This window comes from Lysinibacillus sp. JK80 (assembly GCF_027557635.1).
Taxonomy (GTDB): domain Bacteria; phylum Bacillota; class Bacilli; order Bacillales_A; family Planococcaceae; genus Lysinibacillus; species Lysinibacillus capsici.
This window is the reverse complement of record NZ_CP058997.1, coordinates 2,476,087-2,501,890: the sequence shown is the minus strand read 5'-3', so window position 1 is coordinate 2,501,890 and position 25,804 is coordinate 2,476,087. Positions and strand designations below refer to the sequence as shown.

20 protein-coding genes are annotated in these 25,804 nt (G+C 39.2%); 19 read left to right on the top strand and 1 reads right to left on the bottom strand.

From position 1 onward, the window contains the following. Positions 1 to 73: 73 nt before the first annotated feature. The 13 genes from HXV90_RS12785 to HXV90_RS12725 all read left to right on the top strand — a co-directional run bounded on the left by HXV90_RS12785 (position 74) and on the right by HXV90_RS12725 (position 18,422). Positions 74 to 1,042, top strand: coding sequence for an ABC transporter substrate-binding protein (locus HXV90_RS12785; RefSeq protein WP_269897361.1), 969 nt, complete (start codon positions 74 to 76; stop codon positions 1,040 to 1,042). Continuing rightward, a complete protein-coding gene (locus HXV90_RS12780; RefSeq protein WP_004231533.1) occupies positions 1,039 to 2,040 on the top strand; it encodes a FecCD family ABC transporter permease in 1,002 nt (333 codons plus the stop codon). Before HXV90_RS12785 ends, HXV90_RS12780 begins: the two co-directional genes overlap by 4 nt. Then, the gene (locus HXV90_RS12775) at positions 2,037 to 3,497 is read left to right on the top strand and encodes an adenosylcobinamide amidohydrolase (RefSeq protein ID WP_269897360.1); all 1,461 of its coding nucleotides are present in this window, start codon (positions 2,037 to 2,039) and stop codon (positions 3,495 to 3,497) included. Before HXV90_RS12780 ends, HXV90_RS12775 begins: the two co-directional genes overlap by 4 nt. 12 nt (positions 3,498 to 3,509) lie before the next feature. Further along, the gene (locus HXV90_RS12770) at positions 3,510 to 4,073 is read left to right on the top strand and encodes a cob(I)yrinic acid a,c-diamide adenosyltransferase (protein WP_004231536.1); all 564 of its coding nucleotides are present in this window, start codon (positions 3,510 to 3,512) and stop codon (positions 4,071 to 4,073) included. A gap of 360 nt (positions 4,074 to 4,433) precedes the next feature. Beyond that, the gene (locus tag HXV90_RS12765; RefSeq protein WP_269897359.1) at positions 4,434 to 6,665 is read left to right on the top strand and encodes a heterodisulfide reductase-related iron-sulfur binding cluster; all 2,232 of its coding nucleotides are present in this window, start codon (positions 4,434 to 4,436) and stop codon (positions 6,663 to 6,665) included. Between the two features lie 196 nt (positions 6,666 to 6,861). Next, entirely contained in the window at positions 6,862 to 8,067 is a 1,206-nt protein-coding gene (locus HXV90_RS12760; RefSeq protein ID WP_269897358.1) for an acetyl-CoA C-acetyltransferase, read from the top strand. Further along, complete coding sequence (locus tag HXV90_RS12755) at positions 8,067 to 8,918, top strand: 3-hydroxybutyryl-CoA dehydrogenase (protein ID WP_004269435.1); 852 nt, start codon at positions 8,067 to 8,069, stop codon at positions 8,916 to 8,918. The genes HXV90_RS12760 and HXV90_RS12755 overlap by 1 nt, the downstream gene beginning before the upstream one ends. A gap of 59 nt (positions 8,919 to 8,977) precedes the next feature. Continuing rightward, the gene (locus tag HXV90_RS12750) at positions 8,978 to 10,114 is read left to right on the top strand and encodes an acyl-CoA dehydrogenase (protein ID WP_054548564.1); all 1,137 of its coding nucleotides are present in this window, start codon (positions 8,978 to 8,980) and stop codon (positions 10,112 to 10,114) included. Between the two features lie 167 nt (positions 10,115 to 10,281). Beyond that, entirely contained in the window at positions 10,282 to 11,418 is a 1,137-nt protein-coding gene (locus HXV90_RS12745) for an acyl-CoA dehydrogenase (protein WP_016993589.1), read from the top strand. A gap of 3 nt (positions 11,419 to 11,421) precedes the next feature. Then, on the top strand, positions 11,422 to 12,054 hold the full coding sequence (locus HXV90_RS12740; RefSeq protein WP_048393737.1) for a TetR/AcrR family transcriptional regulator: 633 nt from the start codon (positions 11,422 to 11,424) through the stop codon (positions 12,052 to 12,054). Between the two features lie 90 nt (positions 12,055 to 12,144). Next, positions 12,145 to 15,393, top strand: a complete 3,249-nt coding sequence (gene icmF / locus HXV90_RS12735; protein WP_048393735.1) for a fused isobutyryl-CoA mutase/GTPase IcmF — start codon at positions 12,145 to 12,147, stop codon at positions 15,391 to 15,393. 449 nt (positions 15,394 to 15,842) lie between these two features. Then, positions 15,843 to 16,385, top strand: a complete 543-nt coding sequence (rpoE, locus tag HXV90_RS12730; protein ID WP_103117419.1) for a DNA-directed RNA polymerase subunit delta — start codon at positions 15,843 to 15,845, stop codon at positions 16,383 to 16,385. 444 nt (positions 16,386 to 16,829) lie between these two features. Further along, entirely contained in the window at positions 16,830 to 18,422 is a 1,593-nt protein-coding gene (locus tag HXV90_RS12725; protein ID WP_048393729.1) for a CTP synthase, read from the top strand. Between the two features lie 51 nt (positions 18,423 to 18,473). On the opposite strand, the gene HXV90_RS12720 is transcribed toward HXV90_RS12725, so the two are convergent. Continuing rightward, positions 18,474 to 19,004, bottom strand: a complete 531-nt coding sequence (locus HXV90_RS12720; RefSeq protein ID WP_054548562.1) for a DUF2529 family protein — start codon at positions 19,002 to 19,004, stop codon at positions 18,474 to 18,476. A 153-nt stretch (positions 19,005 to 19,157) separates the two neighbouring features. Here HXV90_RS12720 and HXV90_RS12715 point away from each other — a divergent pair, with 153 nt between their 5' ends. From HXV90_RS12715 to rho, 6 genes are all read left to right on the top strand, one after another. Continuing rightward, a complete protein-coding gene (locus HXV90_RS12715; protein WP_004269444.1) occupies positions 19,158 to 19,517 on the top strand; it encodes a response regulator in 360 nt (119 codons plus the stop codon). A gap of 613 nt (positions 19,518 to 20,130) precedes the next feature. After that, the gene (locus tag HXV90_RS12710) at positions 20,131 to 20,985 is read left to right on the top strand and encodes a class II fructose-bisphosphate aldolase (protein ID WP_004269446.1); all 855 of its coding nucleotides are present in this window, start codon (positions 20,131 to 20,133) and stop codon (positions 20,983 to 20,985) included. Between the two features lie 149 nt (positions 20,986 to 21,134). After that, a complete protein-coding gene (gene fsa, locus HXV90_RS12705; RefSeq protein ID WP_269897357.1) occupies positions 21,135 to 21,785 on the top strand; it encodes a fructose-6-phosphate aldolase in 651 nt (216 codons plus the stop codon). 62 nt (positions 21,786 to 21,847) lie between these two features. Beyond that, a complete protein-coding gene (locus tag HXV90_RS12700; RefSeq protein WP_048395599.1) occupies positions 21,848 to 23,134 on the top strand; it encodes a UDP-N-acetylglucosamine 1-carboxyvinyltransferase in 1,287 nt (428 codons plus the stop codon). A 94-nt stretch (positions 23,135 to 23,228) separates the two neighbouring features. Further along, on the top strand, positions 23,229 to 24,185 hold the full coding sequence (glpX, locus tag HXV90_RS12695; RefSeq protein ID WP_004269449.1) for a class II fructose-bisphosphatase: 957 nt from the start codon (positions 23,229 to 23,231) through the stop codon (positions 24,183 to 24,185). 223 nt (positions 24,186 to 24,408) lie between these two features. Then, a complete protein-coding gene (gene rho / locus HXV90_RS12690; RefSeq protein ID WP_016992739.1) occupies positions 24,409 to 25,692 on the top strand; it encodes a transcription termination factor Rho in 1,284 nt (427 codons plus the stop codon). The last annotated feature ends 112 nt before the right edge of the window (positions 25,693 to 25,804 follow it).

The window sequence follows — 25,804 nt, the reverse complement described above, 5'->3', positions numbered from 1 at the left end:
ATCAAAGATGAGGGGTTTTATTTTGATGTAGAATAAAGCGAAATGTCGCACGGATCAACGAAGGAGGATTCACATGAAGAAATTTTGGAAAATAGGATTATCAGCATTTTTAGCAGTAGGCTTGCTAGCTGCTTGTGGGCAGGAAGCAAAAGATAACAAGCCATCTAACGAGCAGCAAACACAGCAAGAAACAGCACAGGTGGATGAAGCGACATTCCCAATGACGATAACAGATGCCCTTGGTAAGGACATTACACTTGAAGCACCTCCTGAGAAAATTGTTTCACTTATTCCGAGTAATACGGAAATCCTTTTTGGATTAGGTTTAAATGATGAAATAGTTGGTGTTACTGACAACGACGATTATCCGCCAGAGGCAACTGAGAAGGATAAGGTTGGCGGTATGGAATACAATATTGAAAAAATTATTGCCTTAAAACCAGATATCGTTTTTTCACACGAATCTAGCATGTCTCTTTCAGAAGAGGCTATTGCACAGCTTGAATCAGCAGGTTTAAAAGTATTTGTAGTAAGAAATGCACAAGACTTTAATGAAACATATGCAACAATTGAGCAACTTGGACGTGCTACAGGGAAATTACCAGAGGCAGAAAAAATTGTTGCGAATATGAAGGCAAAAGTAGAAGATGTTTTGTCTAAAGTCAAGGATGTTGAACCCAAAAAAGTGTTAGTTGAAGCATCAGATGAGCCAGATATTTATACAGCTGGTAATGGTACATTTATGAACGCGATGCTTGAGATGATCCATGCAAAGAATGTAGCTGTAGATGGTGATAATTGGTATAAAATTGATGCAGAACAAATTATCGCAAAAAATCCAGATGTCATCGTGGTGACATACCATTATGTACCAGATATTTTAACGAAAATACCAAAACGTGCGGGCTTTGATACGATTAATGCCGTAAAAAATAATGCGATTGTGCAGGTAGATGAAAGTACAACAAGTCGTCAAGGGCCACGTCTAGCAGAAGGTCTAGAAGAATTAGCCAAAGCAATCTATCCTGAGGTATTTAAGTGAAAAAAATAGCACTAGCCTATACACTAACATGTACGCTTCTTCTTATTAGCATCTGGTGTGGCGTAGCGATAGGCTCGGTTCATATTCCATTAGAAGTATTGTGGAATAAGGCGGTTGATGAAACAGCCGCCAATATCTTTTGGAAAATTCGTTTACCTCGTGTGTTATTAGCGGGACTAGTAGGCGCATCTCTAGCTATTGCTGGAGCAGCTTTCCAAGGTTTGTTAAAAAATCCATTAGCAGATCCATATACACTAGGGGTTTCATCAGGGGCTTCTGTTGGTGCTGTTTTAACGATCTTTTTTAGTATTTCTATACCTGTTGTCGGTTTGTATGCGCTGCCAACCTTCAGTATGATTGGTGCTATCATCACGATGGTAGTTGTTATGAGCTTTGCTAGACTCGTAGACCGCTCATTAAAAATGGAAACGTTGATATTAACAGGCGTTATTTTTAGTTCATTTTTAGGTTCCCTCATTTCATTAATGATTGCCTTATCTGGTGAAGAATTACGTCAGGTAATAGGCTGGCTACTTGGTTCTGTTTCGATGCGTGGTTGGCCATATGTCCAGATGATCATTCCATTTGTGATTGTAGGTTCAATAATGCTATGGACACAAAGACGAGAATTAAATGTCTTATTGTATGGTGAAGAGCGAGCAAAACATTTAGGTGTTAATGTAAAGCGTAGTAAATATTTGATATTAGCAGGGGGCTCCATGCTAACTGGGGCAGCTGTAGCAGTTTCTGGCACAATTGGCTTTGTAGGATTAGTGGTGCCGCATATGACAAGGATGATTTGGGGTTCTGATCATCGCCACTTATTACCATTATCTTTTTTCAATGGTGCAACATTACTCATTATTTGCGACTTAGTAGCACGAACAATCATTGTGCCAAGAGAGCTACCAATTGGTGTTATTACGGCATTTATTGGAGCACCTGTTTTCTCCTATATTTTTTATAAGCAGCGAAGAAGCAAGGGGGTACGGGCATGATTGTTGTTGAACATCTATCAGGTGGCTATGAAGATGTACCAATCGTCAGGGACATTAGTTTTACTGTTGAAAAAGGAAAAATTCTTGGCATTCTAGGGCCGAATGGTAGCGGGAAATCCACATTATTAAAAGTAATGAGTGGTATTTTACCAGCTACTGCTGGAACCGTTTCGATTGATGGACAAAATATTCTTTCTTATAATGCTCGTGCTTTGGCGAAAAAAATGGCTGTATTACCACAGCTTCATGCAAATGCTTTCTCGAACAGTGTGAGAGAGGCAGTTTCACTGGGGCGCTACCCGCATCAAACAGGCTTTTTCTCGAGTTGGTCTGAACAAGATGAGAAGGCAGTTCAACATGCAATGCTTCAAACAGGTGTAAAGCGATATGAGCATACACCGATGGAATTTTTATCTGGCGGTGAACAACAAAGAGTTTTTGTTGCACAGGCATTAGCTCAAACAGCTGAAATCTTACTGCTGGATGAACCAACGAATCATCTTGATATTGCACACCAACGTCAAATTTTAGATATGGTTCGGAAGGAAGCCATGGAGTGTGGTTTAACAGTCGTTATGGTACTACACGATATGAATTTAGCCTCTCTTTATTGTGATGAATTATTGCTGATGGAAAGCGGACAAATGAGAGCACTTGGTGCACCACATGAAGTATTAATTGCCTCCCAAATTGAAGAAGTTTATCAAGCACGGGTGACTACATATGCTCACCCTGAAATACCAAAACCTCAAATTACAATGATGCCCGCAGCTACAGACTATCAGCAGCGAGCTGTCATCAAAAAAGAGCACTTTACGATAACTGAACAATATATCCAACTTCAATCAGAGCTTCCTCTGAAGACCGTATCTTCTGCAGTTCATAACCCAGGTATTGGCTGGCATAATTGCTTATTAAATCGCTCAGTTCCTGGTGATTATGTCATTAGCGATGTGAAACGAGAAGTTAAAGAATTTTTGAAAAGGGAAAATTTTTCATCTACAAATACTGTTGTTATGCTAACAGCAGTACCAACAGCTCTAGTGGCCATCAATGAATTTTCAGCACCTTTTGGCAGTATAATCGTAGCTGTAACAGCTGGCGTAGGCAATGCAGTTGATGTATCTCGAGTACACGAAAGACAAGATGATCCATATATTGGTACTATTAATACATGGGTTATCGTTAATGGTTGTTTATCGGAAGAGGCATTTTTTCAGGCATTGATGACAGCAACTGAGGCAAAAACAAAGGCGTTGCAATCAGAAAATATTCGTGATGAGCGGAGTGGAACAATTGCAACAGGTACTGCTACAGATAGTCTGTTAATTGCTGCAACTCAAAAAGGAGAAGAAATGCTGTATGGTGGCCCTATTACGGAAGTTGGTAAAATGATTGCAAAGGGTGTCTATGAAACAACAGTTCAGGCGATTAGGAATTATAAAAACCAGTTTTAGGAGATGAGAGAAATGAAGCTTTACACGAAAACAGGCGATACGGGGAAAACAAGTCTTATTGGAGGACGGGTTGATAAAGATAGTTTACGTGTGGAAACATACGGGGCAATTGATGAATTAAATTCCTTTATTGGGAAGGCCGTAAGTGAATTAGATCAAGCGCTTTTCAAGGATATTTTAACAGACCTAGAGACAATTCAGCATGAGTTGTTCGATGCTGGTGGAGACCTTGCTAATGTGATGAAAGAACGTCATTATAAATTAACAGAGCAACCGATTGAAGTACTTGAAGCTCGTATAGATGCTTTATCAGACGAAGCGCCACCTTTACAACGTTTTATTTTACCAGGAGGTGCACCAGCAGCGGCAACTTTACACATTGCACGCACGGTTGCACGCCGAGCAGAGCGTGAAATGGTGACACTTATGAAAGAAGTTGAAGATGTACCAAAGGTTGTACAAAAATATTTAAATCGCTTATCGGATTATTTATTTGCAGCTGCACGTGTTGTAAATGCTCGCTTAAACGTAGCAGATGTTGAATACATTCGCAGTGGGAATGTTTTTAAAAAATAAAGTTTGATTTAAAAAATGTTTTTGTACAAAAAATGAATTTCCAGATGTTAAGCTACGGGGCGGTATAGGTTTGTATGCAATTTAGCAGATTTTCAAAAGTCTACTGAATATGGGACATCCCCCCTAAGTATAATAGTTAAGGAAAGTAAAAATTGCTACTTTGAAAAATTCAGGGTGGCTTTTTTTCTTGTAAAATGTAAGAATATAAAATTATCAGAAATATTTCCGTTTTATGTTGACTGAATGCTCACTCATTTATTAGAATAGGAATATAATGATAAAGTGAAGTACATTTCTGTTTGAACTAGCAAATTCGTCACAAAGAGAGAAAATTACGACAAACTAAAGGGGGGACCAACCATGAGTCCATTATTAATTGCTAACATTGTCTTAACAGTCGTGGTTGTGCTTTATGCAGTAGGATTGTTCTTCTACCTGTTGAAAACACGCTATAAGTATGTGCAATTGGGGAAAAAGGTTGAGTTTGATGAAAGTGTTAAAGAACGACTTCGTTATATTATGGTCAATGTATTTGGTCAAAATAAGCTATTAAAGGATCCAAAGAGTGGTTTAATACATGTTATGTTTTTCTATGGATTTTTGATGGTACAGTTAGGGGCCATTGATTTAATTTGGAAAGGACTAGCACCAGAGTCACATCTGCCACTAGGCATTTTCTATGGTGTCTTTACATTCTTCCAAGAACTGGTGGTTTTAATGATTTTAGTCGCGGTAGTGTGGGCATTTTACCGCCGCTATGTTGAAAAGCTAGTGCGTCTAAAACGAGGATGGAAAAACGGCCTTGTATTAATTTTCATTGGTGGGTTAATGGTATCTACATTAATCGCTAATGGTATGGGATTAATTTGGCATGGTGAGGGATTAACTTATACGGAGCCAGTTGCTTCAAGTATTGCTGCTATTTTTGGCTTCCTACCTACATCAGTTGCCGCTGGTGTGTTTTATGTAATGTGGTGGGCACACCTTTTAATTCTATTAACATTCCTGGTATACGTACCGCAGTCTAAACATTTCCACTTAATTGTCAGTCCACTTAATGTTTACATGAATCGTTTAGATCGTACGGGTACATTAACACCAATTGATTTTGAGGACTTGGAAGAAGCTGGAGAAAATGCTGAAAGCGAAGAGGATATGCCTTCTATTGGGGTAGGACGCATACAGGACTTCACACAAAAGCAAATGCTTGATCTATATTCTTGTGTAGAATGCGGACGTTGTACAAACATGTGTCCAGCAACAGGAACAGGAAAAATGCTGTCTCCTATGGATTTAATCGTAAAATTGCGTGACCATTTAACATTTACGGGCGCAGTCGTAACAAAACAAAAACCATGGGTGCCTTATCAATTCTTTGCCAATACAAAGGGTAACCAGCTTGCAATTGCAGCTGGTGCTGAAGGTGCTGTAATTGAGGATATCTACAGCCCATCTTTAATTGGCGATGTCATTACAGAAGAGGAAATTTGGGCTTGTACGACATGTCGTAACTGTGAGGATCAATGCCCTGTAATGAATGAGCATGTTGATAAAATTATTGATCTACGTCGTTATCTAACAATGACTGAAGGGAAAGTAAATCCTGATGCTCAACGTGCAATGACGAATATCGAACGACAAGGTAATCCTTGGGGCTTAAACCGCAAGGAAAAAGAAAATTGGCGTGATCTAGATCCAACAATCCAAATTCCAACTGTAAAAGAGCTGAAAAAATCTGGCGAGGAAATGGAGTATTTATTCTGGGTTGGTTCGATGGGAGCTTTCGACAACCGCTCTCAAAAAATCGCTTTAGCATTCTGTCGTCTATTAAACGAGGCTGGTGTGAAGTTTGCAATCTTAGGTAATAAAGAGAAAAACTCTGGGGATACACCTCGTCGTTTAGGGAATGAATTCTTATTCCAAGAGCTAGCTACAGCAAATATTGATGAGTTTGAGAAAAATGACGTGAAGAAAATTGTAACAATCGATCCTCATGCCTACAATATCTTTAAAAATGAATATCAAGACTTTGGCTGGAAAGGTGAAGTGTATCATCACACTGAGTTATTAAATCAGTTGATTGAGGAAAATCGTCTAGCGCTAAACTATGAGGTTCATGAAACGATTGTTTTCCATGATTCCTGTTATTTAGGCCGCTACAATGATGTGTACGATGCCCCACGTGAGATCCTTCGAGGAATCCCTGGCGTGAAGCTTGTTGAAATGGAACGTAATCGCGAAACAGCGATGTGCTGTGGAGCTGGTGGTGGATTAATGTGGATGGAAGAGCATGTAGGAAATCGCATAAACGTAGCGCGAACAGAACAGGCTCTTGCAACAAATGCATCAGTTATTTCATCAGGCTGTCCTTACTGCCTAACAATGCTAGAGGATGGTACAAAGGCTAAAGAGGTTGAAGACTCTATTGGAACATTTGATGTTGCAGAATTACTAGAACGTTCTGTATTCGGTGAAAAAGTAAAGGCAGTTAATCCTTCTTCCGAAGAAACAGAAGAAACATACGAAGAAGTGGTAGCGTCTATAGAAAATGTTCAACAAGACGAGAATACGGAAGCGAACGCAGAAAAATGATTGCTATTGCAGAAATATTTTAGTTATCTGAAAAATATAAATTGCACAATAAAAAATTGTTTTGTAGAATAAGATTAAATGGGAATGGGAGTTGAGATAGTAAACTCCCATTTTTCCTCGATAGAAGTCGAGCGAGCGTTCAGTCAATAATGCTTTGCATCTTCATCGAGAACGTAAAACAAAAGGGGTGTTTTACTTGAATAGAGCTGTAATTTTAGCAGGAGCAAGAACTGCGTTTGGTAAATTTGGAGGTTCATTATCAGCATTACATGCAAGTGATTTAGGTGCGATTGCCATTAAAGGGGCATTAGAGAAGGCAAATCTTGCACCTGAGCAAGTGGATGAGGTAATTTTAGGTTCTGTTTTACAAGGGGGACAGGGGCAAATTCCTTCTCGACAGGCTGCGCTGAAGGCCAATTTACCAACAGCAGTAAAAACAGAAACAATCAATAAAGTTTGTGCTTCAGGGATGCGTGCGGTGACATTAGCAGATCAATTGATTCGTTTAGGGGACGAAGAAGTGATTATTGCGGGTGGCATGGAATCTATGTCCAATGCACCATATTATCTTCTGAATGGTCGAAATGGTTTGCGTATGGGAGATTCTACAATGGTAGATGGCATGCTATATGACGGCTTAACATGTGCTTTCGATAAAGCAAGACCACATATGGGTAGCTATGGTAATGCAACAGCTAAAGAGTTCTCGCTAAGCCGAGAAGAACAGGACACTTGGTCAGTACGCAGTCATGAACGCGCGTTAGCCGCAATTGAAAAAGGTTACTTTGCTGAAGAAATCGTACCAGTGGAGATTCCTCAACGAAAAGGTGCACCACTTATTGTAGATACAGATGAGGCACCAAGAGCAGGGACGTCTTTGGAAGTACTGGCGAAGCTAAAACCAGCCTTTGACAAGGATGGCACGATTACAGCAGGTAATGCACCTGGGGTTAACGACGGTGCATGTGCACTTGTCGTTATGAGTGAAGAACGTGCAAAACGTGAAGGTAGAGAACCATTGGCAATAATCATTGGTCACGAAGAACTTGCGCTTGAGCCAGAAAACTTCCCGCAAACACCAGGTCTTGTTATTAATAAATTACTGAAAAGGACTAACAAATCATTAACCGATATTGATTTAATTGAAATCAATGAAGCCTTTGCAGCGGTAGCTTTAGTCAGCAAGCAGTTGGCAGATTTAGATGCAGAAAAAGTGAATGTTAATGGCGGTGCAGTTGCTTTAGGTCATCCGATTGGGGCATCTGGTGCACGTATAATATTAACACTTGCACAGGAATTGAAGCGTCGTGGCGGCGGCATTGGCATTGCCGCAATTTGTTCAGGCGGCGGCCAAGGTGATGCAATTATGATTGAAGTACCAAAAACAGGGGGACTGAACTAATGGGAATTCAAAAGGTAATGGTCATTGGTGCAGGGCAAATGGGCTCTGGTATTGCCCAAGTTTGTGCACAAGCAGGCTTTGATGTGAAATTGAACGATATCAAACAAGAATTTTTCGAGCGTGGATTAGGGGTTATTACGAAAAATTTATCACGTGATGTAGAAAAGGGTCGTAAAACTGAAGATGAGAAGGCTGCTGTTCTAAGTCGAATTAGTATGTCGCTAGATTTACAAGATGCTAGTGATGTAGATATTATCATTGAAGCAGCTGTGGAAAATATGGAAATTAAGCAATCCATCTTTAAGCAACTTGATGGCATTGCGCCAGCACATGCTATTTTAGCTACGAATACATCTTCACTGCCTATTACAGAAATTGCAGCAGTAACAAAGCGTCCAGAGCAAGTAATTGGTATGCATTTTATGAACCCTGTACCAGTTATGAAACTTGTTGAAATCATTCGAGGTTTAGCAACAACAGATGAAGTGTACAAAGCTGTCGAAGAGATGACGGTTAAATTATCGAAAACACCAGTAGAAGTGAATGATTTCCCAGGATTTATTTCAAACCGAATCCTACTACCGATGATTAATGAAGCGATTTACGCACTTTACGAAGGTGTGGCAACAAAAGAAGCAATTGATGATGTGATGAAGCTTGGTATGAATCATCCGATGGGGCCATTAACATTGGCAGACTTCATTGGTTTAGATACTTGTCTTTACATCATGGAAATTTTACATGAGGGTCTTGGAGACAGTAAATATCGCCCTTGCCCACTGCTACGTAAATACGTTGCAGCTGGCTGGTTAGGTAAGAAATCAGGAAGAGGTTTTTACGTTTACGAATAATCCTATGGGGATGGGGTTATTTAGATGTTTCGGGACAACTTAGAGGGGTGACATTATAGATGCATTTGCAATTTACAGATGAGCAAATTATGATGCGCGATATGGTTCGTCAATTTGCTCAGGAAAAAATTCAACCATGGGTGGAGCGAATGGAAGCGGGAGAATTTCCACGTGAGCTTCTACAGCAAATGGGTGAACTTGGCTTAATGGGGATTACGACTCCAGAAGACTTAGGTGGCTCTGGTATGGATTTTACATCTTATATTATTGCGATTAATGAACTATCAAAAGTAAGCGCTGTAATGGGTGTTATTTTATCCGTCCATACTTCAGTTGGAACGAATCCAATTATTTACTTTGGGAATGACGAACAAAAGAAACGTTATGTACCAAAGCTTGCAACAGGCGAATATTTAGGTGCATTTTGTTTAACAGAACCAAGTGCAGGCTCAGACGCTGGCTCTTTACAGTCAAAAGCAGTGCGTGATGGCAATGAATATGTGATTAACGGCTCCAAAGTATTTATTACAAATGGTGGAGAAGCTGATGTGTATATTGTATTCGCATCTACTAACCCAGCTGAAAAAACAAAGGGTATCTCAGCATTTATTGTTGAAAAGGGAACACCTGGTTTAATCATCGGAAAAGATGAGCATAAGATGGGCTTACACGGCTCACGTACAGTTCAGCTGACATTCGATAATTGTCGCATTCCAGCCGACAACCTACTTGGGGAAGAGGGAGAAGGCTTTAAAATTGCGATGGCCAATTTAGATGTTGGACGAATCGGCATTGCGGCACAGGCGTTAGGAATTGCTGAGGCGGCACTAGAGGCGTCTACTGCTTATGCTAAAGAACGCATTCAATTTGGTAAGCCGATTGCCGCACAACAAGGTATTGGCTTTAAGCTTGCGGATATGGCAACGGCTGTTGAATCTGCAAAACTGTTAGTCTATCGTGCAGCCGATTTACGTGCAAAAGGTTTACCATGTGGAGCAGAAGCTTCAATGGCTAAACTTTTCTCATCACGAACAGCGGTACAAACGGCAATAGAGGCTGTTCAAATATTTGGCGGCTACGGCTATACGGAAGATTATCCAGTAGAGCGCTATTTCCGCGATGCAAAGGTGACAGAAATCTATGAAGGTACAAGTGAAATTCAACGACTAGTCATTAGTAAACATTTACTGAAATAAAGCCTGATATTGCGAATGGTACAAAGTGATGGAAACCGTTCAAGAGTGAGGGAAAAACGTTTATAAAGGGTGTAGAACTGCTCTGAAATAAGGCAAACCCGCTCAATCCAACCTAACAATAATCAGGTAACACAAAACAGAGTCTAACTAAAAAGGGGAAATGGACAATGAACTTTCAGTTAACAGAAGAGCATGAACAATTACGTGAAATGATTCGTGATTTTGCTATAAATGAAGTGGCGCCAACAGCTGCTGAACGTGACGAAAATGAAGAATTTGACCGTGCGATTTTCGACAAAATGGCGGAGCTTGGGCTTACTGGTATTCCATGGCCTGAGGAATATGGTGGTGCAGGATTTGATTACCTTGCATATGTCATAGCTGTTGAGGAACTTTCACGTGTTTGTGCTTCGACTGGTGTAACTTTATCTGCACATACTTCACTGGCAGGTTGGCCACTTTACAAGTTCGGTACAGAAGAACAAAAACAAAAATACCTTCGTCCAATGGCTGAAGGCAAACATATTGGTGCATATGGTTTAACAGAACCTGGCTCTGGCTCTGATGCGGGTGGCATGAAAACTTATGCAAAACGTGATGGCGATGATTATATTTTAAATGGCTCAAAAATCTTTATTACGAACGGTGGAGTAGCAGATACATATATTGTATTTGCAGTAACAGATCCTGAAGCAAAACATGGCACATCCGCATTTATCGTGGAAGCTGGATTTGAAGGTTTCTCTGTAGGGAAGAAAGAAAAGAAATTAGGAATTCGTTCATCTCCAACAACAGAGATTATTTTTGATAACTGTCGTGTTCCAAAGGAAAATCTATTAGGGGCTGAAGGGGAAGGCTTTAAGATTGCCATGACGACACTAGATGGTGGACGTAATGGTATTGCGGCTCAAGCAGTAGGAATTGCACAAGGAGCACTCGATGCAGCAGTTGACTATGCCAAAGAACGTGTGCAATTTGGTAAACCGATCACTGCAAATCAAGGCATTTCCTTTAAATTAGCCGATATGGCAACTCAAATTGAGGCTTCTCGACTTCTTACATACCAAGCGGCATGGTTAGAATCTAATAACCTACCATATGGTAAGGCATCTGCAATGGCGAAATTAATGGCTGGCGATACAGCAATGAGTGTAACGACAGAGGCGGTTCAAGTTTTTGGTGGCTATGGTTATACAAAAGATTACCCTGTAGAGCGCTTTATGCGTGATGCTAAAATTACACAAATTTACGAAGGTACGCAGGAGATTCAACGTCTTGTTATCTCGCGTATGCTAACGAAATAATTGATGACTGATAAAGATAAAAGGCCCCAAGTACAGTCAACCGTAAAAGATGAAAATCTAATCGCCATTCGTCGTGAACAAATGATTCAAGGAGCTATTAAGCTATTTAAAGAAAAAGGCTTTCACCGTGCCACGACGAGAGAAATTGCAAAAGCTGCTGGCTTTAGTATCGGTACTTTGTATGAATACATCCGAACGAAGGAAGATGTTCTATACCTTGTTTGTGACAGTATCTATCACCATGCAATGGAGCGTCTTTCAAGTTATGAGATTAAAGCAGGAACTATTGATGAGTTAAAAGAAATGATTCGGGAATACTTCCTGCAAATCGATAGTATGGTTGATGAGCTAACAATCATGTATCAAGAAACAAAATCATTGTCAAAAGAAGCACAACGCTATGTTTTTAGTAAAGAGTTTGAAATGGTTGCCACATTTGAACGCTTGTTACAGCGATGTGTCCAGTCTGGCGAACTAACTATGACAGAGAAGCAAATCCATTTAGCAGCCAATAACTTAGTTGTTTCAGGACAAAGCTGGGCGTTTCGCAAATGGGCTTTACATCGTCAGCATTCAATAGACGAATTCATTGACATGCAAATCACCTTGTTCATTTCAGGCATAAAGGGGTTTTAATATTTGTAAGGGGTTTGTCGGCAATTGCATATAGCGATATTGCAATGCCGGCTTTTTTTATTCAATAAGGGGAGAAAGTGGGGATTTCATATGACAAAGGTAGAAGTATATCGTCCAAAAAATCACGTACGTTTTGTGACAGCATCGAGTCTTTTTGATGGACATGATGCTTCAGTCAATATTATGCGACGCATTTTACAATCGAGCGGTGTAGAAGTAATCCATTTAGGTCATAATCGTTCTGTTGAAGAAGTCGTGAATGCTGCGATACAAGAAGATGCACAAGGGATTGCGGTTTCTTCTTATCAAGGCGGACATATGGAATACTTTAAATATATGTATGATTTACTGCGTGAAAAAGGAGCACCACATATTAAAATTTATGGCGGTGGTGGAGGAGTTATTTTACCTCGTGAAATTAAAGAGCTTCATACGTATGGCATTGCAGGGATATTCTCACCAGAGGATGGCCGTGTTTTAGGGCTACAGGGAATGATTAATGAACAAATTAAAGGTACAGATTTTCCTACTGCAACAGGTAATTATTTAGAGAAATTAAAGTCTTTAACGACAGAGACGCCTGAAATTTTAGCCAATCTAATAACAGCAGCTGAGTCAAATGACGATGAAGCTACGAAAGAAATGCTAGCAGAGGCAAGAAAGCTTTCAAAAGGTACGCCAGTAATGGGGATTACGGGAACAGGTGGTGCAGGGAAATCATCCTTAACGGATGAACTGATTCGCCGCTTCCTAAAAGAATTCCCAGATAAACGTGTAGCCATTCTATCAGTCGATCCAACAAAGCAAAAAACGGGTGGAGCATTGCTTGGGGATCGTATTCGCATGAACGCTATTTTTAATAACCGTGTTTATATGCGTAGTTTAGCAACACGTGGCTCACGTACAGAATTATCTGCATCAATTGGTGATGTGCTAGATGTAGTACGTGTAGCAGGTTATGACTTAATCATCGTAGAAACAAGTGGAATCGGTCAAGGTGATGCCGAAATTACTAAATACACGGATCTATCTATGTATGTCATGACAAGCGAATTCGGTGCACCTACACAACTTGAGAAAATTGATATGATTGACTTTGCAGATGTTATTGCGATCAATAAATTTGAGCGAAAAGGCTCAGAGGACGCCCTTCGACAAGTACAAAAACAATATCAACGTTCCCGCGAGCTTTGGGATGAATCACTTGATAACATGCCAGTCTACGGTACAATAGCTAGCCAATTTAATGACAAAGGCACAAATGCGTTATTCGCCGCCCTCGTTAAAATAATTAACGAAAAAACAGGTTTTAATTGGGAAACAAGCTATGAGCAATTTGCGAAAACGCAAAAGCAAGATGTTATCATTCCAAACGATCGCCGTTATTATTTACGTGAGATTACGGACACTGTCCGTGGCTATCATAAAAAAACTGAGCAGCAGGTGGCATTTGCTCGTCGACTATTCCAATTAGAAGGTGCTATTGCAGCTGTCCAAGAAAAAGCTCCAGATGATGTGCTTGTGGCATCGCTTACTTCTTTAGCAGAAGGTGTTAGAGATGAATTAACAGCAGAATCCAAGCGTATATTGGATAATTGGCAGGCATTAAAAGAAGCGTATGCTGGCGATGAGTTTGTGACTAAAGTTCGCGATAAAGAAATTCGTACCATCTTAAAAACAACTAGTCTTTCTGGCACGAAAATTCCAAAAGTAGCATTACCGAAGTTTGAAGACTATGGGGAAATCTTGCGTTGGGTTTATAAAGAAAATGTTCCTGGCGAATTCCCATATACGGCGGGTGTATTCCAATTCAAACGTGAGGGTGAAGATCCGAAGCGTCAATTTGCTGGCGAGGGAACACCAGAACGTACAAATAAACGATTCCATTATTTATCAAAAGATGATGATGCAAAACGTTTATCTACAGCTTTTGATTCTGTAACCTTGTATGGGGAAGACCCAGATTACCGTCCAGATATTTACGGTAAGGTTGGAGAATCAGGTGTATCGATCTGTACACTAGAAGATATGAAAAAACTTTACGCAGGCTTTGATTTATGTGCACCGTCTACATCTGTATCAATGACTATTAATGGACCAGCACCTATTATTTTAGCAATGTTTATGAATACAGCAATCGATCAACAAGTTCAATTACGTGAGCAAGAGCTAGGACGAACTTTGACAGTTGAAGAGTTTACCGAGACACGTGAAAAAACATTGCAAGTCGTACGTGGAACAGTACAAGCTGATATTTTAAAAGAAGATCAGGGCCAGAATACATGCATTTTCTCAACAGAGTTTGCTTTGCGTATGATGGGCGATATTCAGCAATACTTTATAGACCATAAAGTACGTAACTATTATTCTGTTTCCATTTCTGGTTATCATATTGCGGAAGCTGGAGCAAACCCAATTTCCCAATTAGCCTTCACCTTAGCTAATGGCTTTACGTATGTAGAGTATTATTTAAGTCGTGGCATGAATATCAATGACTTTGCACCAAATTTATCATTCTTCTTCTCAAATGGACTAGATCCAGAGTATACAGTAATCGGCCGTGTGGCACGACGTATTTGGGCTATTGTAATGCGTGATAAATACGGTGCTAATGAGCGCGCTCAAAAGCTAAAGTATCACATTCAAACGTCTGGGCGTAGTTTACACGCACAAGAGATTGATTTTAATGATATTCGTACAACATTACAGGCTTTAATGGCATTACAAGATAACTGTAATTCATTGCATACAAACGCCTACGATGAGGCCATTACTACACCTACGGAGGAATCTGTAAGACGTGCTATGGCAATTCAAATGATTATTACAAAAGAGCATGGTTTAGCAAAAAATGAAAACCCACTACAAGGCGCGTTTATTGTTGAAGAATTAACAGATCTTGTGGAAGAAGCGGTTCTTGAAGAGTTTGATCGTATTAATGATCGTGGCGGTGTGTTAGGTGCTATGGAAACACAATACCAACGTGGTAAAATTCAAGAAGAATCTATGTACTACGAAATGTTAAAACATTCAGGGGAGTTACCAATCATTGGTGTTAATACTTACTTGAACCCAAATCCACCTTCAGATGCTGATATAGATAATATGGAAATCGCACGTGCATCGACAGAAGAAAAAGAGACACAAATTCGTAATTTACAAGCTTTTTGGAAAGCCCATGAAGAGGAAAGTGAAGCTGCGATTGCACGTCTACAAGAAGTGGCTGTCAATAATGGTAATATTTTTGCTGAGCTGATGGAGTCAGTAAAAGTAGCAAGTTTAGGACAAATTACAAAAGCTTTATATGAAGTTGGCGGACAATATCGTCGTAATATGTAAGCAAGGTTGATCAAAACTTCTTGTTTTCTATTCAAGTATCATGCTTCTCTAATTTCTAGTGTCTAGTCTTAAGATTAGGCACTTCTTTTTATTTTCGTTATAATAGAAATGTAAAAAAAGGGGAGGCGCAGTAGAGGATGAAATCAGCTATTCACTACATAATTATATTAGCTTTAGTATTGGGAGCCTTTTTCCTGTATAATAAGCAAATTGGCGCTATTCCTTTACTACTATTATCTGTCTATTTGTTTTATCTTGGAATAAAAAAAATGCGTAATATAAAAAACAGTAATTGAAGCTAGCAAAGGGGCTAAAACTTTGTATATAATGGGTATTATGCTTATTGTATGGAAAGAACCTTTTGCGTGGCCTTTTTTGCTGCGCTTGGAGAATAAAGCACCATGTAATTTTAAAACGTCCATTGTGATGAGGGAAAGGAAGTGCACGAATTGAATTTTCGTGAAATGACAAAGGAACAATTAACAGAAGAATCGTTAATTAACTTAGCTTATGCAATTTTAAATGAAAAACGTGCCTCAGTGTCTTTTAATGATTTATTAAAATTAATTCAAGAGCTTGTGGGCTATAGTGATGCAGAAATGAAATCCCGTCTGTTACAATTTTATACAGATATCAATATTGATGGTCGCTTCTTATATAATCAAGAAGCAGGCTGGGGCTTACGTGAATGGTTTAAAGTTGAGCAAATCGAAGAAGAAACAGCTCCTTCTGTTAAGACTCAAAAGAAAAAATCTAAAGCTGCCTTTGATGATGAAGATCTTGATGAAGATGTAGACTTAGATGAAGAAGATATCGACTTTGATGAAGACTTTGAAGAGTTCATTGATGAAGAAGAACTTGATGAAGAAGATGATGAAAAAGAAGATATCGACTTTGACGATGAAGAACTAGAAGAAATTGATGAAGAAATCGATGAAGAGTTTATTGATGAAGAGGAAGAAGAATTTGAGGAAGAAGAGGAAGAGATCTAATACAGTACACTTAGAATTTTCTTTCTTTTAAGCTAGAAGCAAAAAATCTTGACTTCTATCACGGTTACGTTTAATCTTTTACTTGGGCTCCTTAAAAGAAGGAGAAAGACCGTGTATATAATACGCTCCCCCTGCAAACCTATGCAGGAGGAGCGTTTTTTTGTTTTTAACTTTAATCATTTTAGTTCTCCCATACTTTTAATACCGATATGAATATAAATGTTTTTAATTATTCATGATGTATAGTAAACGGTGACTGAAAAGTTATTAGAGTTTTATGGTTTAAAGGAAAGTGGAAAAGAGATAGAACCGATTACAGCTTCGAATCGACTACATTTTGTAGACATTCTCGGCTTTTCTTTTTTTAGGGTATTAGAATGTAAATGGTTCTGATCCCCCCTAAACGCACTAATATTTTAGAACATCATAAGGAGGAATTTATTCATGACGAAGTATATTTTTGTAACAGGTGGGGTTGTATCATCACTTGGAAAAGGGATTGTTGCAGCATCTTTAGGCCGTTTATTAAAAAATCGTGGGTTAGAAGTGACGATTCAAAAATTTGACCCATATATCAATATTGACCCAGGTACGATGAGTCCTTATCAACATGGTGAGGTTTTTGTAACAGATGATGGTGCTGAGGCTGATTTAGACTTAGGACACTATGAACGTTTTATTGATATTAACCTAGGGAAACATTCTACAGTAACTTCAGGTCGTGTTTACCAATCTGTATTACAGAAAGAACGTCGTGGAGATTATAATGGTGGAACAGTCCAAGTAATTCCTCATATTACAAACGAAATCAAAGATCGTATCCAACGTGCTGGTCGTGAAACAAATGCAGATGTTGTGATCACAGAGGTTGGTGGAACAGTAGGTGATATTGAATCATTGCCATTCCTAGAAGCCATTCGCCAAATGAAAACAAATTTAGGGCATAACAATGTAATGTATATTCACTGTACACTTATTCCTTATATTAAAGCAGCTGGTGAACTTAAAACAAAACCTACACAGCATTCTGTTAAAGAATTACGCTCTTTAGGTATTCAGCCAAATATTATCGTAGTTCGTACTGAACAAGAAGTACCACAAGAGATGAAAGAGAAATTAGCATTATTCTGTGATGTTCAACCACATGAAATTATTGAATCTCGTGATGCTGAGCATTTATATGAAGTACCATTAAACCTACATGCGCAAGATATAGATGATATCGTTTTGGATCATTTTGGTATGGAAGCTCCAGAAGCAGATATGGAAGAATGGCGTGACCTTGTAGAAAAAGTGAAGAACTTACCAAATAAAAGAAAGGTAGCATTAGTAGGAAAATACGTAGAACTACAAGATGCTTACATTTCTGTAGTTGAGGCATTAAAGCATGCTGGATATGCATTTAATTCTGATATTGAAATTGACTGGATTAATGCAGAACACGTTGATGCTAACAATGTGGCCTCTCTATTAAAAGGTGCTGACGCTATTTTAGTACCAGGCGGCTTTGGTGATCGTGGTGTTGAAGGTAAAATCTTAGCAACACAATATGCACGTGAAAATAATGTTCCTTTCCTAGGCATTTGTTTAGGTATGCAATTAGCAACAGTAGAATTTGCACGTAATGTACTTGGCCTAAAAGGTGCTCATTCTACAGAGCTTGATGCAAATACGGAGTATCCAATTATCGACTTCCTACCAGATCAAAATGATACTGTAGATATCGGTGGTACTTTACGTTTAGGTTTATACCCATGTAAATTAAAGGATGGTTCAAAAGCTAGCCAAGCCTATGGTAAAGAGCTTGTTTATGAGCGTCATCGTCACCGCTATGAATTTAACAATGAATATCGTGAGGCAATGGAAGCAGCTGGCCTTGTCTTCTCAGGTACAAGTCCTGATGGCAAATTGGTTGAAATTATTGAGCTACCAGAAAACAATTTCTTTGTAGCATGTCAATTCCACCCAGAGCTAGTGTCACGTCCAAATCGTCCACAACCATTGTTCCGCGATTTTATCGGCTCAACATTTAAATAATCAAAAAGAGTTGTCTCGTGATATACGAGACAACTCTTTTTAATTTGATGACTACAATTCTTCTTCATCCAACCCAAGCATTTCATCATAAGCAATTTTGACAGCTTCATATACAAAGAGTCCTGCAAGTGCATGTGGTACAACAATACGTTGACCTAGATCATTTGGTATTAAACCGCCTTTAATGCGTGTAGAAACATACGTATAGGCTAAATCAGCAAGAGGGTTATCTACACTAGCTGCTTCACTAGCTATAGCAGCAAAGGGAATAAATTGCGTATTTAATTTTTGTGCTAAGACGAGTGCTTCTTCATCATATGCACTACGAGTAAAAATGCAAACCCGATCAGCTTCTGTTAAGCTTGTGTCTGTAGTCCAAGGTGCTAACTTGCTAAAGGGTTCGACTGCTTGAAGTGCATTTAATGCCACAACCTGCATTTCTCCAAAGCAAGCAAAATAGACATTTCCTTCGCCAATTGCGGCTTGTGCTAATAACCTTGCTGTTTCCTCGATAGCATCTTCTTCATTTTGTATAATTCTTTGTAATAATCCACTTAATTGTGTTGTTAGAATTTTTGACATGTTCCCACCTCTATTCATATTATAGGGGGTAAAAGGTAGAAAGCAAAAGCAGATAATTTATAATACTAGAAGGTATTAAGCTGAAAAAGGAGAATTATACATAATAAAGAAAGTTTTTGTGTAAGAATAAAACTAAAAAGGGCGGAATGCGATGTGAAACGATTACTAATTGTCGATGATCAGCAGGGAATTCGTTTACTTTTAAATGAAGTGCTGAAAAAGGAAGGATATATTACATATTTAGCAGCGAATGGTTCAGAGGCATTAAAGTATGCAGACGAACAAGAGATGGATTGTGTTTTACTGGACATGAAAATTCCAGGAATGGATGGTATTGAAATTTTGAGACGTTTAAAAAAGAAGTTTCCGAAGCTGCCTGTTTTTATGATGACAGCATACGGAGAATTGGATGTTGTGCAAGAAGCGTTAGAATTAGGAGCCATTCGTTACTTTACAAAACCGTTCGATATTTTCGAAGTGCGTGATGAAGTAAATAAAGCTTTACAAGTTTAAAAAGCAGGCAGTGGACACACGGCCTGTTTTTTTATGTAGATTAATAGCCCTGCTTTTCAGGGGCTATGACTTCGTTACGTAACACTTCACTTCGTCACCCCTGCCGCTACGTTACACTCCGCTTTCGGGTAGAAAATAATAGCCCCTGCTTTTCAGGTGCGAGGACTTCGTTGTGTTACACTTCACTTCGTCACCCCTGCCGCTACGTTACACTTCGCTTTCGGGTAGAAAATAATAGCCCCTGCTTTTCAGGGGCTATGACTTCGTTACGTAACACTTCACTTCGTCATCCCTGCCGCTACGTTACACTCCGCTTTCGGGTAGAAAATAATAGCCCCTGCTTTTCAGGGGCTATGACTTCGTTACGTAACACTTCACTTCGTCACCCCTGCCGCTACGTTACACTTCGCTTTCGGGTAGAAAATAATAGCCCCTGCTTTTCAGGGGCTATGACTTCGTTACGTTACACTCCACTTCGTCACCCCTGCCGCTACGTTACACTTCGCTTTCGGGTAGAAAATAATAGCCCCTGCTTTTCAGGGGCTATTATTTTTGCTATGATTGAGGAGCATGTTTATGTAGAAAGAATAGTCCTATGAGGAGGATTTTTAGTATGGCATTAGTATCTATGAAAGAGATGTTAATTAAAGCAAAAGCAGAAGGTTATGCTGTTGGTCAATTCAACATTAATAACCTTGAATGGACTCAAGCAATTTTACAAGCAGCTGAAGAAGAAAAGTCTCCAGTGATTCTTGGTGTTTCTGAAGGTGCAGGTAAATATATGGGCGGATTTATTTCTGTTGTTCATATGGTAAAAGGTTTAATGGAATCTTACGGTACTACAGTTCCTGTAGCAATTCACCTTGACCATGGTTCTAGCTTTGCAAAATGTAAAGAAGCAATTGATGCAGGCTTTACTTCCGTGATGATTGATGCATCACATCACCCATTTGAGGAAAATGTGAAAATTACTTCAGAAGTAGTAGAATACGCACATGCTAAAGGCGTTTCTGTGGAAGCAGAATTAGGGACAGTTGGTGGAGATGAAGATGGCGTAATCGGTGGTATTATTTACGCTGATCCAGAAGAATGTCGCAAAATGGTTGAACTAACAGACATCGATTGCTTAGCGCCAGCACTTGGTTCTGTACACGGTCCTTACAAAGGAGAGCCAAACTTAGGCTTTAAAGAAATGGAGGAGATCTCTAAATTGGCAGACCTTCCACTTGTTTTACATGGTGGTACAGGTATCCCAACAAAAGATATCCAACGTTCTATTTCGTTAGGTACGGCTAAAATTAACGTCAATACTGAAAATCAAATTGAAGCAACAAAAGTAATTCGTGAAATTCTGGACAACGACAAAGTTGTTTACGACCCACGTAAATTCCTTGGTCCAGCACGTGAAGCCATCAAAGCTACGGTTATTGGTAAAATTCGTGAATTTGGAAGTGCACAAAAAGCATAATTTTTGCATTTAATATGTTACAAAAGCATAGATAAATACACATAATAAGAGAAGTGTTGATGCTTTCAATCGACCTTCTCTTGTTTTTGAAATAAAGAAATTTTGGAAAATATTTAATAATATAAGAAAAATGATCAGGAGGAAATAATATGAAATTTTTCATTGATACAGCAAACTTTGAAGAGATTAAAGAGGCACATACATGGGGTATTTTATCAGGAGTAACGACAAACCCATCGTTAGTGGCTAAAGAAGAGAATGTTTCTTTCCATGATCGTCTTCGCGAAATCGCTGAGCTTGTTGATGGCTCTGTAAGTGGGGAAGTTATTGCACTTGATGCAGAAGGTATGATTAAAGAAGGTTTGGAATTAGCTGCGATTGCGCCAAACATCACAGTAAAGCTTCCTATGACACCAGCTGGATTAGAGGCATGTCGATTCTTTGCAAACAAAGGAATTAAAACAAACGTGACATTAATTTTTAGTGCTAACCAAGCATTAATGGCTGCGCGTGCAGGTGCTACATACGTATCACCATTTATCGGCCGTTTAGATGACATTGGTCAAAATGGTGTTGAGTTAATTGAAACAATTGCAGATATTTTTACAATCCATAATATCGATACACAAATTATCGCTGCCTCTGTCCGTCACCCGCAACACGTTACAGCAGCGGCTTTAGCAGGTGCACATATTTCAACTACTCCGTTTAAAGTATTAAAGCAGCTTTTCCACCATCCATTAACTGAAAAAGGAATTGAAGGATTTTTAGCGGATTGGAATAAGAGAAAAGGCGAATAATAAGATTATAAAGTGTGCAAATTGCAAAAATACTACTTTCCAATCATGAGGGAGAACGCAAAATGGATGTTTATAAAATTACTGGCGAAAATCGTCTACAAGGTACAATTAAAGTTAGTGGCGCAAAAAATAGTGCAGTCGCCTTAATTCCTGCATCAATTTTGGCGAACTCTCCAGTGACTATTGGAGGGATACCCGAAATTTCAGATGCTTGGACGTTAAAGGCTCTACTAGAGGAAATTGGTGGAGAAGTTTCATTTGAGAATGGGAAAATGACAATCGATCCAACAGAGATGATTGCATTGCCCTTACCAAACGGCAACGTTAAAAAGTTACGTGCTTCTTATTATTTAATGGGGGCTATGCTTGGACGTTTCAAAAAAGCAGTTATTGGTTTACCTGGAGGCTGTTTTTTAGGACCTCGACCTATTGATCAACATATAAAGGGCTTTGAGGCTTTAGGAGCTAAAATTACTAATGAACACGGAGCCATTTATTTACGTGCAGATGAATTGATAGGGGCAAAAATTTATTTAGATGTGGCAAGTGTTGGGGCTACGATTAATATCATGCTTGCTGCTGTCCTTGCTAAGGGGCGTACTGTCATTGAAAATGCTGCAAAAGAACCTGAGATAATTGATGTGGCGACACTTCTAACAAATATGGGTGCCAATATTAAAGGTGCAGGTACAAGTGTCATTCGTATCGAAGGCGTAGAAGAGCTACATGGTACTGAACATACGATTATACCTGATCGCATTGAGGCCTCTACATTTTTGATTATGGCTGCAGCAGTTGGTGATGGTATAACAATCGATAACGTTATTCCACTTCACTTAGAAGCAATTATCGCCAAGCTTCGTGAAATGGGTGTGAAAATTGAGATTGGTGAAGAAAGTATTTATGTACCAAAAACAGACCTCTCAACATTACAGGCAGTGGATGTCAAAACATTGGTATACCCTGGATTCCCAACGGATATTCAACAACCGCTTGCCGTGTTAATGTCACAAGCATTCGGTTCCTCAAAAGTAACAGATACTATTTACACAGCTCGTTTCAAGCATATTGATGAGCTTCGTCGTATGAATGCAGATGCTCGTGTAGAAGGAAACACAGCAATTATTAAAGGGCCGAGTAGATTACATGGCTCAACTGTCACAGCTACAGATCTTCGTGCTGGAGCAGCTTTAGTGTTAGCTGGACTCTTAGCAGAAGGAGAAACTGAGATTCAGGATATCTATCATATCGAACGTGGCTATAGCTCACTTATTGAGAAATTACGTGATTTAGGCGCTGATATTCGACGTGAAACAATTGTGGCACGTGTAGCTGAGACAAAGGAATAATGAGAGCTAAAAGTTTTCAACCAATTATGTTACAATAGAGGTAATTTGAATGTTTTGGCACGAAAAGGTGCCCATAACGGGAGGCAAAGCAACAATGGAACGTAGTTTATCGATGGAAGTAGTACGAGTAACAGAAGCAGCAGCAATCGCATCCGGGAAATGGATGGGGCGCGGTTTGAAAATTGAGGCAGACGATGCAGCAACAACAGCGATGCGCAAAATGTTCGATACAATTCCAATGCATGCTACAGTAGTAATTGGTGAAGGCGAAATGGATGAAGCACCAATGCTTTATATTGGTGAAGAACTTGGTTTACGAAATGGTGGGCCTAAAGTAGATATTGCAGTAGATCCTTTAGAAGGTACAAACATTGTAGCAAAAGGTACAAATGGTGCTATGACAGTTCTTGCTATTGCAGATAAAGGGAATCTGTTAAATGCACCAGATATGTACATGGAGAAAATTGCTGTAGGACCAGAAGCGGCGGGCAAAGTGGATATCAATGCTTCCGTCACTTATAACTTATTACAAGTAGCAAAAGCTAAAAATAAAGATATTTCTGATGTTGTAGCTACTCTTTTAGATCGACCACGTCACCAAGCGATTGTTGATGAAATTCGTGAGGCTGGTGCACGTATTAAATTTATTCAAGATGGCGATGTTGGTGCAGCAATCAATACGGCTTTTGATGAAACAGGCATTGATATTATGTTTGGAACAGGTGGTGCACCTGAGGGTGTTATAGCAGCAGTAGCTTTAAAATGCCTTGGTGGTGACTTCCAAGCAAAACTAGTACCAGAAGATGAAGAGCAATTAGAACGCTGCACAAAAATGGGTGTGGATGTTGAAAAAGTTCTTTATTTAGATGACCTAGTAAAAGGTGACGATGCTATTTTTGCAGCGACAGCAGTAACAGATTGCGAGCTTTTAAAGGGTGTTCAATATAAAGGTGCTTATGCCTTAACTCATTCAGTAGTTATGCGTGCTAAATCTGGTACGGTTCGCTTTGTTGAAGGCCGTCACGCTCTTGAGAAAAAACCTAGATATTAATGTTATTTTCTTCTAAAATATACCTAGTACATCTATTGTGCTAGGTACCTTCTTCTTTAAATAACCATCCCATATTTTTAAGGCAATGTTTAGTTATATGGTGGAAGTATTTCAATAGATATTATTAAAGGCAACCATATAAGCGTTAGCAGAGCCAATCGTAAACTTCAATGATAACCCCATTAAATTGAATTATATTTTGAAAAAGACTGGAGTTGTGCATATGTCTGCATTGACAATCGCTCAATTAGAAAACATGACGTTAAAAGAGCTTTACGCCCTTGCACGCCAATATAAAATTTCTTATTATAGCAAGCTAACGAAAAAAGAATTGATATTTGCTATTTTGAAAACGCGTTCAGAGCAAGAGGGCTATTTCTTTATGGAAGGCGTACTAGAAATTGTTTCGCAAGAGGGCTTCGGCTTCCTTCGACCAATCAACTACTCACCAAGTAAAGAAGATATTTATATTTCTGCATCCCAAATCCGTCGCTTTGATTTGCGTAATGGGGACAAGGTGTCAGGAAAGGTGCGTCCACCGAAGGAAAATGAGCGCTATTATGGCCTATTACAAGTAGATGCTGTCAATGGCGAAGATCCTGAAGTAGCGAAAGAACGAGTTCATTTCCCAGCACTAACACCTTTATATCCAAATCGACAAATTAAACTAGAAACAACACAACGCAATTTATCCACACGTATAATGGATTTAGTGGCACCAGTAGGCTTTGGACAACGTGGATTAATTGTAGCTCCGCCAAAGGCAGGGAAAACGTCTTTATTAAAAGAGATTGCGAACGCTATTACAACCAATCATCCGCAAGCGGAGTTAATTGTCCTATTGATTGATGAACGACCTGAGGAAGTGACAGATATTGAACGTTCTGTCAATGCAGATGTTGTCAGCTCAACATTTGATGAAGTACCTGAGAACCACGTCAAAGTGGCTGAAATAGTATTAGAACGCGCACGACGTTTAGTGGAACATAAACGTGATGTAATTATTTTAATGGACTCTATTACACGTTTAGCTCGTGCTTATAACTTAGTAATTCCACCAAGTGGACGTACACTATCTGGTGGTATTGATCCTGCTGCATTCCATAGACCGAAACGTTTCTTTGGTTCGGCTCGTAATATTGAAGAAGGCGGTAGTTTAACAATTTTAGCGACGGCTTTAGTAGATACAGGTTCTCGTATGGATGAAGTTATCTATGAAGAATTTAAGGGAACAGGGAACTTAGAGCTTCATCTTGATCGTCAGTTAGCGGAACGCCGTATATTCCCTGCGCTTGACATTCGTCGTTCGGGTACACGTAAAGAAGAGCTTCTTCTGGAACCAGAACAACTTGAAAAGCTATGGGCAATTCGTAAAACGTTTTCTGATGCACCTGATTTTGCAGAGCGCTTCCTGAAAAAAATACGTACAACAAAATCAAATGAAGAATTTTTTGAAAAGCTAAACGAAGATATGAAAAAAGCAACAAAGGGTAAGGGACTTTTATAAAGGGCATCACCATTGACAATCAAATTGTCAGTGGTGATTTTTTTTTGTATATGTTTATTTTATAAATGTATATTGAAATTGATAATCATTATCAATATAATGGTAAGTAAAT

What these genes read in the sequence shown, in the direction of transcription:
- HXV90_RS12785 (WP_269897361.1), top strand. Translation starts at nt 74, where the DNA reads ATGAAGAAATTTTGGAAAATAGGATTATCAGCATTTTTAGCAGTAGGC.
- HXV90_RS12775 (WP_269897360.1), top strand. Translation starts at nt 2,037, where the DNA reads ATGATTGTTGTTGAACATCTATCAGGTGGCTATGAAGATGTACCAATC.
- HXV90_RS12770 (WP_004231536.1), top strand. Translation starts at nt 3,510, where the DNA reads ATGAAGCTTTACACGAAAACAGGCGATACGGGGAAAACAAGTCTTATT.
- HXV90_RS12765 (WP_269897359.1), top strand. Translation starts at nt 4,434, where the DNA reads ATGAGTCCATTATTAATTGCTAACATTGTCTTAACAGTCGTGGTTGTG.
- HXV90_RS12755 (WP_004269435.1), top strand. Translation starts at nt 8,067, where the DNA reads ATGGGAATTCAAAAGGTAATGGTCATTGGTGCAGGGCAAATGGGCTCT.
- HXV90_RS12750 (WP_054548564.1), top strand. Translation starts at nt 8,978, where the DNA reads ATGCATTTGCAATTTACAGATGAGCAAATTATGATGCGCGATATGGTT.
- HXV90_RS12745 (WP_016993589.1), top strand. Translation starts at nt 10,282, where the DNA reads ATGAACTTTCAGTTAACAGAAGAGCATGAACAATTACGTGAAATGATT.
- HXV90_RS12740 (WP_048393737.1), top strand. Translation starts at nt 11,422, where the DNA reads ATGACTGATAAAGATAAAAGGCCCCAAGTACAGTCAACCGTAAAAGAT.
- icmF (WP_048393735.1), top strand. Translation starts at nt 12,145, where the DNA reads ATGACAAAGGTAGAAGTATATCGTCCAAAAAATCACGTACGTTTTGTG.
- HXV90_RS12725 (WP_048393729.1), top strand. Translation starts at nt 16,830, where the DNA reads ATGACGAAGTATATTTTTGTAACAGGTGGGGTTGTATCATCACTTGGA.
- HXV90_RS12720 (WP_054548562.1), bottom strand. Translation starts at nt 19,004, where the DNA reads ATGTCAAAAATTCTAACAACACAATTAAGTGGATTATTACAAAGAATT.
- HXV90_RS12710 (WP_004269446.1), top strand. Translation starts at nt 20,131, where the DNA reads ATGGCATTAGTATCTATGAAAGAGATGTTAATTAAAGCAAAAGCAGAA.
- fsa (WP_269897357.1), top strand. Translation starts at nt 21,135, where the DNA reads ATGAAATTTTTCATTGATACAGCAAACTTTGAAGAGATTAAAGAGGCA.
- HXV90_RS12700 (WP_048395599.1), top strand. Translation starts at nt 21,848, where the DNA reads ATGGATGTTTATAAAATTACTGGCGAAAATCGTCTACAAGGTACAATT.
- glpX (WP_004269449.1), top strand. Translation starts at nt 23,229, where the DNA reads ATGGAACGTAGTTTATCGATGGAAGTAGTACGAGTAACAGAAGCAGCA.
- rho (WP_016992739.1), top strand. Translation starts at nt 24,409, where the DNA reads ATGTCTGCATTGACAATCGCTCAATTAGAAAACATGACGTTAAAAGAG.